Below are 12458 nucleotides of genomic sequence, written 5' to 3'. Positions count from 1 at the left end.
ATGACGGGTTTCACATCATTCATGGATGCAGCACTAGATCAGGCCCGCGCCGCCGCCGCCGCGGGCGAGGTGCCGGTGGGTGCCGTGATCGTGCGCGACGGCCAGATCATCGCACGCGCCCGTAACCGCATGCGCGAATTGACCGACCCCACCGCCCATGCCGAGATGCTGGCGATCCGCGCCGCCTGTCAGGTCTTAGGCAGTGAGCGGCTGACCGGTTGCGACCTGTGGGTGACGCTGGAACCCTGCCCCGCTTGTGCGGGTGCCATCGCGGCGGCGCGCATCGCGCGGCTATATTTTGCCGCATATGACGCGAAATCGGGCGGTGTGGCGCAAGGCCCGCGCGTTTTCGACCACCCGCAAGCCCATCACAGCCCCGAGGTTTATGGCGGCATCGCCGAGGCCGAGGCCGCGACACTCCTCAAGGAATTTTTCGCCGCGCGCCGCTAGCGGCACAGATGTCTTTGCAGGAAATCCAGCACCGCCGCGCGCATGGCGGGGGTTTCGACATGGCCGCTGTCTTGGGCAAGATGCACCTCAAGTGCCATTGGCGCGGCACGATAGGCCATGCGCAACCGCGCCAAGGCCGGATCGCGCGCAGGGGCAGGGGTAAGCGGATCATCCGCGCCCAGCCCCACGAATTGCGGACGCGGCGCGACAAGGGCCGCGACATCGCCCATATCCCCCTCGGCCAACAACCCCGGCACGGTCATATAGGGGCCATGCAGATCATGCGCCCCGGTCGCGATCAGCGGCGCGATATCGGCCAAGACACACAGATGCGCGCAGGCGGCGATACGCGGCTCAAGGGCTGCCAGCCAATAGGCATGGGTGGCCCCCATCGATAGGCCAAGCGTGGCGATGCGCGCGCTGTTAATCGCGGGTTGGGCGGCCAGCCAATCAAGGGCAGCGGCCAGTTCCGCCAGCATTTGCCCCATCATGGGCCTGCCCTGCCAAAGGGCGGCCTTGGCCAATGCTGCCTCGGGCGCCGATCCTTGACGCGCGCCGAAAGGGGCCAGATCGATGGCAAGGCTGGCAATCCCCAGATCGGCCAAGGCCGGGCCATAGGGGCCTTGCAGCGCGGGGCGACCTTGGATCAATTCATCGGCCCCGATGGCGTAGCGGTTGCCATGGGCATGGGCGTAAAGCACCGCCGGGTACGGCCCCGGCCCATCGGGCAACATGAACAGCCCCGTAATCGCGGACCCACTGATACGAAAGGCAATCTCATGCAACCGATGCGCGCCATGCGCGCGGCTTGATGCGATTCTGGCCTGTGCCGGGGGCGGATCGCCCGCCAACCCCAACAGGGTTTTCAAGCGCGCCGCTGTCAGGGCTGGGCGCGTCATCTCAGCAACACCTTGCGCCATGCCGCGACCGCGTCACGACGCCAAGACCCGACCGGCCACGGCCGAAAGCTTGGCAACCATCGCCGGATCGCGCGCGGCGGGTGCGGTCAAGATCGCATGTTCCAGCGCGCGGTCGCAGCCATGCGGGCAGGGCGCGCGCATCCCGCCCAGCAAAGCAGGCAGCCGCGCCACCATGCCCCGCGCCTTGTCGGCGTTGCCGCCAAGCGTGCGGATGATATCGGTGATCTCGACGCTGCCATGCTCGGGGTGCCAACTGTCGTAATCGGTGATCATCGCCACCGATGCGTAGCACAGCTCCGCCTCGCGGGCGAGTTTCGCCTCGGGCATATTGGTCATGCCGATCACATCGCAGCCCCAGACATCGCGGTAAAGGCGCGATTCGGCGTGGCTTGAGAATTGTGGCCCTTCCATCGCCAGATAGGTGCCACCCTCATGCACAGTGATGCCTTGGGCGCGCGCCGCCGCCGCACAGGCAGCCCCCAGCCGGGGACAGGTGGGATGGGCCACCGAGACATGGGCAACAAGGCCGGGGCCAAAGAATGATTTCTCGCGCGCAAAGGTGCGGTCGATGAATTGATCCACGATGACGAAATCGCCCGGTGCCAGTTCCTCGCGAAACGAGCCGCAGGCCGAGACCGAGATCACATCCGTCACGCCAAGCCGCTTGAGCGCATCGATATTGGCCCGGTAAGGCACCGATGTCGGGCTATGGACATGGCCGCGCCCGTGGCGGGGTAAAAACACCATCTCCACATCATCAAGACGCCCGGTCAGCACCGCATCGGATGGCGCGCCAAAGGGGGTTTCGACCGTAACCCAATGCGCATTTTGCAGCCCGTCGATCTCATAGACGCCAGAGCCGCCGATCACGCCGATTTTCGTGTTCATCTCATGCTCTCCTGTCGTGCGATGACCCAAGCTCAACCATGCAAGCGGCTTTCTTGCAAGCCGACCCTAGTTTAATCCGTCAACTACCCTATATGCAAAATTAACGAGTGAAATCGTCATCGCGTCGGACCGGGGCGCAGGGATCTGAAAGGTCACGTATATGCGTACGGTCATATTGGTATATTCGCGCCGTGGGCGCAGTTTGGCCATGGCGCGGCTTTTGAGTGCCAAATGCGGCGCTGAAATCCGTGAAATCAATTGCCCCCGCTACGACGGCCCGCTTGGGCGCTTGCGTGTTTGGGGCGATATCATCACGCGCCGTTTACCTGAGATTTCGGTCACCCCCGATATCGGCCCCGCCGATCTGTTGATCGTCGGCGCACCGGTCTGGGCGGGTCAATTGGCCGCCCCGCTGCGCCGCGCCTTGCAACAGGCCGAGCGTTTGCCGCCGATTGTCGGGGTCTTTGTCACCCGTCGGCGGATGGGCTTCTCGACCCTGATCGACCCAGATCTGGAAGCTTTGACAAAAGCGGGGGCAACACCCAACAAGCCCATGCCTTTGTTAACGCTCTTGCGCCCCGAACATCATGTCGAGCGTGCCCGCAAGGGGATCGAGGTGTTTTGCAAAACACTCGCCCCCTTGTTGGAACGCCGCGTGGCCCCGGCGCTGACGCTCTCGTTCCGCGCGGCCTGAGGGGGCGCGCTACTCGTCCGGTCGCACAAGGCTGAATGTCTCATCGATTACCGCGTAATCGCGATAGCCAAGCCGTGCCAAGGGCTGGAACCGCGTGACATCGAACATCCCATCGATCACGCAGTCATCGCGCAGATGTACGCCCACCACCTCGCCAAAGACGGCGATGTTGTGTGCCCCTTCGAGGGCCACGATCTGGGTGACCCGGCATTCAAGGCTGGCGGGTGCTTCGGCCACACGCGAACAGGGGATGGTGGTGCATGCGATCCGCGCAATCCCCGCATGGGTGAATTCGTCGGTCTCGCGTGGCCACGCCCCCGAGGTTTGGTTCATCGCATCCCGCATCGCATAAGCCACGATATTGACGCAAAACACGCCCGTCTCGCGGATATTTGCGACCGTGTCCTTGGTGTCGCCGCGATCTGGCTTGGCGCTGGTCGAGGCGAACATCACCTGCGGCGGCACATAAGCCACGGCGTTGAAGAAGGAATAAGGGGCGAGGTTTTCCGCCCCATCAGCACCGCGCGTCGAGATCCAGCCGATGGGGCGCGGCGTCACGATGGCGTTGAACGGATTATGCGGCAGGCCGTGGCCATCGGCGGGACGATAAAACATCGGCAGGATCCTTCCTCGTATTTGTGCCAGACCTAGCGCCGTGATAGGTGCGATGCCAGAGGCAAGGGGCAGAATTCGCGCGCATGTACAGGCTGATGCAAGAGACACCTGACGACCGCTGGGAGGTCGAGGCGCTCTATGACCTGTGTTTTGCGCCCGGCCGCACGGCGCTGTCCTCTTACCGGCTGCGCGAGGGGGTGCCGCCGGTGGCGCGCCTTTGTCTGGTTGCGCGCGATGCGGATGGCACCTTGGCCGGGGCGATCCGCTTTTGGCCGGTGCGCGTGGGCCGGGCCGAGGCTTTGCTGCTTGGCCCCGTTGCCGTACACCCAACAAGACAGGGCGAGGGTTTGGGCGGTATGCTGATGCATGAGGGGCTTGCCCTTGCAACCGAAGAGCGTTGGCCGCGCGTCATGCTGGTGGGTGATGAACCCTACTATCGCCGTTTTGGCTTTACCAAGCTTGCGGGCGTCGAGATGCCGCCACCTACCAACCCGGACCGCGTGCTGGGCGTGGGCGATTGGGCCCATGTCACCGGCAAGGTCAAACCCTGGCGCCGCCGCTAGGGGGCCGGGAAAACCCGGGTTTTCCCACCCGAAAAACCCGGGTTTTTCGGTCCCTTAGCCGCGCAAGCGCGCGATGATCATCTCGGCGGCTTTCTCGGCGATCATCGTCACCGGGGCATGGGTATTGCCGCTGGTGATCGCCGGCATGACCGAAGCATCGGCAATCGACAGCCCTTTGATCCCGTTGACCGTCAGGTCAGGCGCGACCACCGCACCCGCATCAACCCCCATCCGCGCCGTCGCGACCGGGTGAAAGATGGTGGTCGAGATATCACCGGCGGCTTGCAGCAACGCGGCCTCGCCATCGACTGCGGGGCCGGGTTTGATCTCGACGGGTTGGAATTCGGCCATGCGCTTTGTGGCCATCAGCGCGCGGGCATGGCGGATCGATGCGACCGCGACCCGCTGATCGGCCGGAGCCGAGAGGTAATTGGGCTTGATCGCCGGTGGCTTGCCCGGATCGGCAGTGGTCACATGCACCGATCCACGGCTTTCAGGGCGCAGGTTGCACACCGACACAGTCAGCGCGGGAAAGCGGTGCAAAGGCTGGCCAAAGGCGTCAAGCGACAAGGGTTGGACATGATACTCGATGTTCGGTGTCTCATGCTCGGGCGAAGATCGGGTGAAAATCCCCAGTTGCGACGGGGCCATGGCCAAGGGCCCAGAGCGTTTCAGCGCGTAATCAAGCCCGATCTTCAGCTTGCCCAAAGTGCTGGCATACCAATCATTCAGCGTGCGCGCGCCCGTGATGCGGAAAATCGTGCGGATCTGAAGGTGATCGGCAAGGTTCTCGCCCACGCCTTGCGTGTCTTGCACCACATCGATGCCCAAGGGTTTGAGGATATCGGCCCGTCCGATCCCCGACAACTCTAGGATCTTGGGCGTGCCGATGGCCCCCGCCGACAAGACAACCTCGCCACCCGCGCGCGCATGATAGGCGGTGCCATCTTGGCGAAAGATCACCCCTGTTGCGCGCTTGCCCGCAAAGCTCAACCGCGCCACCTCGGCCCCTGTCACGATCCGCAGGTTGGGGCGGCGGCGCGCAGGGTCAAGAAAGGCGCGGCGCGCGTTCCAGCGCAGGCCGCGGCGTTGGTTCACCTCGAAATAGCCCGCACCCTCATTGTCGCCGCGGTTGAAATCATCGCTGCGCGGGATACCCAGCTCGCCCGCGGCCTCGGCCACGGCATCAAGGATGGGCCATGCGAGGCGCTGGCGTTCCACGCGCAATTCGCCCGTCTCGCCATGCGCCGCATCGGCCCCGCCGTGATAGCTTTCCGAGCGTTTGAAATAGGGCAGCACATCATCCCAGCCCCAGCCGATATTGCCCATCTGCCGCCAAAGATCGTAATCGCGGGCCTGTCCGCGCATGTAGATCATGCCGTTGATCGACGAGCACCCGCCCAGCACACGCCCGCGCGGATAGTTCAGCGCCCGCCCGTTCAGCCCCGGCTCTGCCTCGGTCTTGAGGCACCAGTCGAGCGAGGGATCGCCCATGGCGTAAAGATAGCCCACCGGCACATGCACCCAAAGCCGGTTGTCGCTACCGCCTGCCTCAAGCAACAGCACCTTGCATGTGGGATCGGCCGACAAGCGATTGGCCAAGACGCAGCCCGCCGAGCCAGCGCCGACAATCACCACATCCCAATCGCCAAAATCCTGCGTCAGCATCACCGCTCCCTCTCACTTGCGCCGTTGGGCGCAGGCTTCGCAAAGCTGTAGCGCTACCTGTCGGGTGGCGTCCAGTCTGCCGGCGGAACGTCACGCCGCTTGAGCCGCAGCGCAAGGCCGATTGCCACGCCCACGGCAATGGCCACAGTCAGATCAGTCAGCACCGTCAGCACCAGCGTCAAGATAAGCAGCATCCGGTCCGAGATGCGGCCCGTGGTCAGATAGCCGCGCCAATGTTGCGGCTCGGACATGTTCCATGCGGTGACGATCAACAGCCCCGCCAGCGCGGGCATGACGAGATAGCTGGCCATGGGTGCCGCCAAAAGCATCACCACCAAGATCACCATGGCATGGAAAATCCCCGCAAGCGGCGTGCGCCCACCGGCGCGCACATTGGTGGCGGTGCGCGCAATCGCCCCCGTCGCCGGAAGCCCGCCCATCAACGCCGATCCGATATTGGCCACGCCTTGGGCCAAGATCTCGGCGCTGGGGCGGTGTTTGCCCTGCACCATCCGATCCGCGACCATCGCCGACAACAGCGACTCGACCCCCGCAAGAAAGGCGATGATCAGCGCCGAGGGCAAAAGCTCGATCAGCCGCGCCAGCGTGATCACCGGCAGGCTTGGCATCGGCAGGCTTGCTGGCAAGGCCCCGAAACGGTCGCCAAGCGTGTCCACCGGCAAATCCCACAGCGCCACCCCCGCCGAGGCCAAGGCCACGGCGACGATCAGCCCCGGAAAGCGCGGGACTGCGCGGCGCAAGCCCACGATGGCGATGATCGTGGCCAGACCCACGGCGAGGCTTGGCCAATCAAGGCTGTCGCGCGCGGCCCAGATCGCGGGCAGCCGCTCCATCGCCTCGGCGGGCGTGCCTGCGGGCAGCGTGATCCCCACCGCATCGGGAAGCTGGCTGAGCGCGATGATTGCGGCGATGCCGATGGTAAAGCCGTTGATCACCGGCTCTGGCACCAGCCGGATCAGGCTTCCGGCCCTCAATAGCCCCGCGATGACAAGGATGACCCCCGCCATCAGCGTGGCCAGGACCAGCCCGTCAAACCCATGCGCTGTGATCACACCATGCACGACGACGATAAAGGCACCGGTCGGCCCGCCGATCTGCACCCGGCTGCCTCCCAGCGCCGAGATCAAGAACCCCGCCACAATCGCCGTCACCAGCCCCGTGGCCGGTGCCGCCCCCGAGGCGATGGCAATCGCAAGGCTAAGCGGAAGCGCCACCATCGCCACGGTGATGCCCGCGATAAGATCGGCCATCACGCTTTTCGGTGTGCTTTGGGGGAGGGTCGTCAGGATCTTGGGTGTCAGCATGGCCGTGGGCATCAGGCGCGTCGCGGAAGACATCCCCCCACATCCGTTGGCCGGCCCCATCCTTGCGTCCGGCGCAAGGGGTTTGCAAGGGGGCTTAACCTTGCCGTTTCAGCCAATCCATCACGCCGGCGCGGACCGATTGTGCGCCGCTGGCGCGTGCCTCGTTGATCACCGCGCGCGCCTCGCGCAGATCGACACGGCGCAACAGCGATTTCACCGGCCCGATGGAGGCAGGCCGCATCGACAGCGCGCGTAGCCCCATGGCGGCGAAACACAGCGCCTCGATCGGGCGGCCCGCATCCTCGCCACAAAAGCTGAGCGGCGTGTCAGTGTCGCGGCAGCGATGCACGATCTGTTCGAGAAAGGTCAGGAAGCTGACATTGAGCGTGTCATAGCGGCGGCGCACGCGCTCATTCTCGCGGTCGGCGGCGAAAAAGAACTGTTTCAGGTCGTTGCCGCCGATTGAGATGAAATCGCATTCCTCGAAAAACTGTCGCGGCGCAAAGGCCAGCGAGGGTGTTTCAAGCATCGCGCCGATTTCAAGTTTCTCTGGCAGCACATGGCCCAAGGCGGCCTCGCGATCCATTTCACGCAAGAGATGATCGCGCGCCTGCATGTATTCTTCGAGTTGGGCGATGAAGGGAAACATCACCGCCAAAGGCCGCCCATTTGCCGCGCGGATCAAAGCCTGTAGCTGCATCCGCATTACGCCGGGCTTGTCCAGCCCCACCCGGATTGCCCGCCAGCCAAGCGCTGGATTGGGTTCTTCGGTCTTTTTCATATAGGGCAGCACCTTGTCCGACCCGATATCGAGCGTGCGAAATACGACGCGCTTGCCGCCTGCGGCATCCATGACGCGGGCGTAAAGAGCGGCCAATTCGCCCCGGCGCGGCACCGTGTTGCGGGTCAAAAACTGCAACTCGGTGCGAAACAGCCCCACACCATCCGCCCCCGATGACGGCAGAGAGGGGAGATCGGCCATCAGCCCTGCGTTCATCTGCAATGAGATGACCGTGCCGCACAGCGCCTCGGCCTGTTTGTCGCGGATCGAGGCATAGCGCTGTTGCGCCTCGGCCTGCATCGCCATCTTGTCACGAAAGGCCGAGGCAACATTGTCTTCGGGGCGCAGATGCACAACGCCCTGATCGCCATCGACCAAGATCAAATCGCCATTAAGTGCCTCGGTCGTGATCGCGCGCGCATGGATGACCAGCGGAATGGCCAGCGCGCGGGCGACGATGGTGGCATGGCTGCCGACCGATCCCTCTTCCAACACCACGGCTTTCAGGCGACGCCCATAATCGAGCAGTTCCGCCGGTCCAATATTGCGTGCCACCAAAACCGGATCGGCCGGCAATTCGGCACCTGTATCACGGCCCTGACCCGTCAAGCGCCGCAGCAGGCGATTGGACAGATCATCAAGGTCATGCAGGCGGTCGCGCAAATAAGCATCTGGCACCGTCTCCATCCGGGCACGCGCGGTCGATTGTTCTTTTTCCACCGCCGCCTCGGCCGAAAGGCCGCGCCCGATATCCTCTTCGATCCGGCGCATCCAGCCGCGCGAATGAGCGAACATGCGGTAGGCCTCTAGCACTTCGCGCTGTTCGCCCTCGGCCATGGGCGCGCGTGTCATCAATTCGTCGATATCGATGCGCAACTGCTCGACCGCCTGATGCAGGCGGGCAAGCTCGGCCTCGGGGTCGTCGGCAACGGGCCGGGTGACAACCACGCGCGGCTCATGCAGCCAGACATGGCCCATCGCGGCACCTTCTTGTGCACAAGCGCCGCGAAACATCACCTGTTGCTTGTGCCGCTCGGCCAAGGCCGCGCCTTCGCCGATAAAGGCGCCAAGCTCGGTCATCTCGGCCAGCACCATGGCGACGACTTCTAGCCCATAGACGGCGTCATCGGAGAACTCGCGCGCATCACGCGATTGCACGACCAACACGCCCAAGCGTTCGCCCAAGCGCTGGATCGGAACGCCCAGAAAGCTGGAATAGCGCTCTTCGCCTGTTTCGGGCATGTAGCGAAAGCCGCGTTCTGCCGGTGCATTGGCGGTGTTGATCGGCTGGGCCGCGCGCGCGACGCGACCAACCAGACCCTCGCCCAACCGCATACGCGTGACATGAACCGCCTCAGGGGCGAGGCCTTGGGTGGCGCAAAGCTCAAGCGTGTCTTGATCGCGCAAGAGGTAGATCGAGCAGACCTCGGTCCCCATCGAATCCGCGATCAGATGGGTGATGCGATCCAGCCGCTCTTGACCAGCGGCGGAATCGGCCATCACGCCCTGCAAACGGCTCAGGAGCTTGCGGCTCTCTGTTTCGATACGCTGTGCCATCACCCTTGCCCCTCGCGCTTGCAAAAATGCGGCGCGCTGCTCCGGGGTCTAGGGATAGCCCGGTCATGGGGCAACACGCAACGAGAATGGCACAGACTGCGGCGTTGTCAGCAGGCTTAGCGCGTCAACAGGTCCGCATAGACATGGCGCACGATATTGTCGCGCGACAGGCCGATTTGGGCCAAGTCATCATCGCTGAGTGCTTGGAGGCGTTGGATCTCGTCAAAGCGCGCCTGTGCGCCGGTGGCCAAGGCCACGGCATGGGACAGGTCGCTCAAGAATGCCGCAACCGAGGCTGCGATGCGGGGAACGAAGATCGGGCTGTGGAATGTCTGGGTGGTCATGGGACGCTCCGCTGAATAAGCGTGTCTAACTGTCCCTTGCAAAATACGATCTTGCACCGCCAAGACCACAGCCAATGCTGCATTGCGGCATTGCGCGGGGCGCATGTATCACGCGCGCCCCGCTGTTTTGTGCTTAGGACGCGCGGTCCAGACCAAAGGCGTCGTGCAGCGCCTGCACGGCCAGTTCGAGGTATTTGCGATCCACCAGCACCGAGACCTTGATCTCGGATGTGGTGATGACCTTGATATTGATGCCTTCGTCGCGCAGCGTTTGGAACATCTTGGCGGCGACGCCTGCATGGCTGCGCATGCCGATCCCCACGATCGAGACCTTGCAGACCTCGGTATCGGCCACCAGCCCCGCGAAATCGACAAGCCCCGCTGCCTTGGCATCGGCCATCGCCTTTTCGGCGCGCTTGACCTCGTTCACCGGGCAAGAAAAGGTCATGTCGGTCGTGCCACCATCCGAGATGTTCTGCACGATCATGTCGACATTCACACCCGCCTCGGCCAAGGGGCCGAAAATCGCCGCCGCGATGCCGGGCCGGTCGGCCACGCCTTGCAAGGTCATCTTGGCCTCGTCGCGGGAATAGGCCACGCCTGCCACCACATTGCTTTCCACGATATCCTCCTCGGGCACGACAAGCGTACCGGCATCATCCGACATTTCTTCAAAGCTCGACAAAACCCGCAGCTTCACATTGTAGCGCATCGCCAATTCGACCGAGCGTGTCTGCAGCACCTTGGCCCCGAGCGAGGCCAGTTCCAGCATTTCCTCAAATGCGATCCGGTCCAGCTTGCGCGCCTTGGAGGTGATGCGCGGATCGGTGGTATAGACCCCGTCCACATCCGTGTAGATGTCGCAACGTACCGCGTCAAAGGCCGCGGCAAAGGCCACGGCTGTGGTATCCGACCCGCCACGCCCCAAAGTCGTGATGCGCCCCTCGGGGCTGATCCCTTGGAAACCCGCCACGACGGCAACCTTCATGCCTTCGGCGAATTTGCGCATGATGTTCTCGGGCGGGATTTCCGCGATCCGCGCGGCCGCATGGGCCGAGGTGGTCTTCAGCGGCACTTGCCAGCCTTGCCAGCTGCGCGCAGGGATATCCATCTCCTGCAGCGTCAGGGCCATCAGCCCAGCGGTCACATTCTCGCCCGCGCTGACCACGGCATCATACTCGCGCGCATCATAAAGCGGCGAGGTTTCTTCGACGAAGCCCACCAGCTTGTTGGTTTCACCCGACATGGCCGACACGATCACGATCACATCGTAACCATTCGCGACCTCACGGCCCACGCGCTTTGCTGCGCGCCGGATGCGGTCGAGTGTGGCGACCGATGTGCCACCGAATTTCATCACCAGAATGGGCATGGCCCGTCCCCTTGCTTGACGCTGTGCGTCATAAGGTTCCGCGCGCGCAGCCGCAAGGGCTGCTCATACCCTGCCCGACCCATCTTTGCTTTCCAAATACTCCGGGGGTCCGGGGGCAGAGCCCCCGGCGGACCGCGGCCGCAAACCGGCGAAATCCTTCAAAAGGCGTGCGCGCGCCCATCCCATGTCTCGAAACAGCCGCTTGTCGCCAGATCGAGGGTCGCAAATCGCGCGACCAATCCGCTGACCGCCTCATCGGTCGTGATCTCGGCGTCGGCCCCACCCATATCGGTTTGCACCCAGCCGGGATGATAGACGCCGACCGCGATGCCGCGTGGCCTCAGGTCGGTGGCAAGGTTGCGTCCAAGATTGATCGCCGCGGCCTTGGTGGCGCGATAGACATAGCTGCCCCCCGGCGCGCGGGTGCTTGAGCCCATCTGGCTTGCGATAATGGCGATCTTGGGCTTGGGCGCGCGCGCCAGATGCGGCAAGAAAGCTTGCACGCATAAGAACACGCCCGTTACATTCACTGCGAAACTTTCGGCCCAGATGTCGGGGTCAAAGCCTGTCGCCAAGCTCTCGCCGCGATCAAGATAAACCCCTGCGTTGCAAATCAAGAGATCAAGCGCGGCCCCGCCCATCGCGTCTGCCAATGCGCGCACCGAGCCGGGGTCGGTCACATCCAGCGGTGACAAGCCCGGGCGATTGCGCGCCGTGGCGGTCACAACGTCACCGCGTGCCTGATAGGCATGGGCCAAGCCCGCGCCGATGCCACGGTTGGCCCCTGTGATCAAAACATGCATGATCCACCCCCTGCCAGATACAGCCTTGCTTAGGCCGGCAGTTAGGTGGCCGCAAGCATCGTCCGCTGTGACATCGACAAGACCGGAAAACAGGATGCGCGGAGGGCCTGTAAGCCGGATTTTGTCCAAGGGGTTGCCCCCTCTGGATGACCATTCCTCTGGACGCGTGGTTGCCCGCGCGCCTCAAGCTGCCAACCCGGATGTCTGGGGCAAAAGCCAAACCCCGGGGTTGCCCCCGCGACATCCCTATTTGGCATTGCTCCCGGTGGGGCTTGCCGTGCCGCTCCGGTTACCCGTCGCGCGGTGGGCTCTTACCCCACCGTTTCACCCTTACCGCGCCCCGAGGGGCACGGCGGTTTCATTTCTGTGGCGCTTTCCGTCGGATTGCTCCGCCCGGGTGTTACCCGGCACCGTGGCCTTGTGGAGTCCGGACTTTCCTCGAACGGTTGCCCGCCCGCGGCCATCCAGCCCTCCGCGC

The 12458-nt window shown here is 64.0% G+C and carries 12 protein-coding genes and 1 other RNA gene; 3 read left to right on the top strand and 10 right to left on the bottom strand.

Translation table 11 applies throughout. The annotated features are described in order from the left end of the window. Window positions 1-450, top strand: a complete 450-nt coding sequence (locus KG698_RS05055; protein ID WP_213684469.1) for a nucleoside deaminase — start codon at window positions 1-3, stop codon at window positions 448-450. Here KG698_RS05055 and KG698_RS05050 read toward each other — a convergent pair. Continuing rightward, window positions 447-1349: a dienelactone hydrolase family protein gene (locus KG698_RS05050; protein WP_213684468.1), complete on the bottom strand. Its 903-nt coding sequence runs from the start codon at window positions 1347-1349 to the stop codon at window positions 447-449. The two genes, KG698_RS05055 and KG698_RS05050, sit on opposite strands and share 4 nt — an antisense overlap. A gap of 33 nt (window positions 1350-1382) precedes the next feature. Continuing rightward, entirely contained in the window at window positions 1383-2258 is an 876-nt protein-coding gene (locus KG698_RS05045) for an S-methyl-5'-thioadenosine phosphorylase (protein WP_213684467.1), read from the bottom strand. Between the two features lie 160 nt (window positions 2259-2418). Here KG698_RS05045 and KG698_RS05040 point away from each other — a divergent pair, with 160 nt between their 5' ends. Continuing rightward, window positions 2419-2952 (top strand): hypothetical protein, encoded by a 534-nt coding sequence (locus tag KG698_RS05040; protein ID WP_213684466.1) that lies wholly within the window; start codon window positions 2419-2421, stop codon window positions 2950-2952. 9 nt (window positions 2953-2961) lie between these two features. Here the strand turns inward: KG698_RS05040 and KG698_RS05035 are convergent, their stop codons facing one another. After that, window positions 2962-3567 (bottom strand): flavin reductase family protein, encoded by a 606-nt coding sequence (locus tag KG698_RS05035; protein WP_213684465.1) that lies wholly within the window; start codon window positions 3565-3567, stop codon window positions 2962-2964. Window positions 3568-3662: 95 nt separating this feature from the next. Here KG698_RS05035 and KG698_RS05030 point away from each other — a divergent pair, with 95 nt between their 5' ends. Then, window positions 3663-4130, top strand: coding sequence for a GNAT family N-acetyltransferase (locus KG698_RS05030; RefSeq protein ID WP_300982926.1), 468 nt, complete (start codon window positions 3663-3665; stop codon window positions 4128-4130). A gap of 54 nt (window positions 4131-4184) precedes the next feature. On the opposite strand, the gene KG698_RS05025 is transcribed toward KG698_RS05030, so the two are convergent. From KG698_RS05025 to rnpB, 7 genes are all read right to left on the bottom strand, one after another. After that, on the bottom strand, window positions 4185-5798 hold the full coding sequence (locus KG698_RS05025; RefSeq protein ID WP_213684463.1) for a GMC family oxidoreductase: 1614 nt from the start codon (window positions 5796-5798) through the stop codon (window positions 4185-4187). A gap of 53 nt (window positions 5799-5851) precedes the next feature. Then, entirely contained in the window at window positions 5852-7156 is a 1305-nt protein-coding gene (locus KG698_RS05020) for a SulP family inorganic anion transporter (protein ID WP_300982925.1), read from the bottom strand. Between the two features lie 61 nt (window positions 7157-7217). Then, window positions 7218-9461, bottom strand: coding sequence for a phosphoenolpyruvate--protein phosphotransferase (gene ptsP, locus KG698_RS05015; RefSeq protein WP_213684462.1), 2244 nt, complete (start codon window positions 9459-9461; stop codon window positions 7218-7220). A gap of 116 nt (window positions 9462-9577) precedes the next feature. After that, on the bottom strand, window positions 9578-9805 hold the full coding sequence (locus KG698_RS05010) for a hypothetical protein (RefSeq protein ID WP_213684461.1): 228 nt from the start codon (window positions 9803-9805) through the stop codon (window positions 9578-9580). Window positions 9806-9938: 133 nt separating this feature from the next. Next, a complete protein-coding gene (locus KG698_RS05005) occupies window positions 9939-11177 on the bottom strand; it encodes an aspartate kinase (protein WP_213684460.1) in 1239 nt (412 codons plus the stop codon). 158 nt (window positions 11178-11335) lie between these two features. Next, the gene (locus tag KG698_RS05000; RefSeq protein ID WP_213684459.1) at window positions 11336-11980 is read right to left on the bottom strand and encodes an SDR family oxidoreductase; all 645 of its coding nucleotides are present in this window, start codon (window positions 11978-11980) and stop codon (window positions 11336-11338) included. A gap of 94 nt (window positions 11981-12074) precedes the next feature. Beyond that, window positions 12075-12456: RNase P RNA component class A (rnpB, locus tag KG698_RS04995), an RNA gene on the bottom strand. Window positions 12457-12458 lie beyond the last annotated feature (2 nt).

The sequence above is a fragment of the Roseicyclus sp. genome, from assembly GCF_018402035.1.
Classification (GTDB): domain Bacteria; phylum Pseudomonadota; class Alphaproteobacteria; order Rhodobacterales; family Rhodobacteraceae; genus Roseicyclus.
The sequence above is the reverse complement of the archived record's forward strand: the minus strand, read 5'-3'. Positions and strand labels throughout refer to the sequence as shown.

Excerpts from the sequence above, each read along its gene's own strand:
- KG698_RS05030 (WP_300982926.1), top strand. The coding sequence starts at position 3,663 with ATGCAAGAGACACCTGACGACCGCTGGGAGGTCGAGGCGCTCTATGAC.
- KG698_RS05045 (WP_213684467.1), bottom strand. The coding sequence starts at position 2,258 with ATGAACACGAAAATCGGCGTGATCGGCGGCTCTGGCGTCTATGAGATC.
- KG698_RS05040 (WP_213684466.1), top strand. The coding sequence starts at position 2,419 with ATGCGTACGGTCATATTGGTATATTCGCGCCGTGGGCGCAGTTTGGCC.
- KG698_RS05050 (WP_213684468.1), bottom strand. The coding sequence starts at position 1,349 with ATGACGCGCCCAGCCCTGACAGCGGCGCGCTTGAAAACCCTGTTGGGG.
- KG698_RS05035 (WP_213684465.1), bottom strand. The coding sequence starts at position 3,567 with ATGTTTTATCGTCCCGCCGATGGCCACGGCCTGCCGCATAATCCGTTC.
- KG698_RS05010 (WP_213684461.1), bottom strand. The coding sequence starts at position 9,805 with ATGACCACCCAGACATTCCACAGCCCGATCTTCGTTCCCCGCATCGCA.
- KG698_RS05055 (WP_213684469.1), top strand. The coding sequence starts at position 1 with ATGACGGGTTTCACATCATTCATGGATGCAGCACTAGATCAGGCCCGC.
- KG698_RS05005 (WP_213684460.1), bottom strand. The coding sequence starts at position 11,177 with ATGCCCATTCTGGTGATGAAATTCGGTGGCACATCGGTCGCCACACTC.
- KG698_RS05000 (WP_213684459.1), bottom strand. The coding sequence starts at position 11,980 with ATGCATGTTTTGATCACAGGGGCCAACCGTGGCATCGGCGCGGGCTTG.
- KG698_RS05020 (WP_300982925.1), bottom strand. The coding sequence starts at position 7,156 with ATGTCTTCCGCGACGCGCCTGATGCCCACGGCCATGCTGACACCCAAG.
- ptsP (WP_213684462.1), bottom strand. The coding sequence starts at position 9,461 with ATGGCACAGCGTATCGAAACAGAGAGCCGCAAGCTCCTGAGCCGTTTG.
- KG698_RS05025 (WP_213684463.1), bottom strand. The coding sequence starts at position 5,798 with ATGCTGACGCAGGATTTTGGCGATTGGGATGTGGTGATTGTCGGCGCT.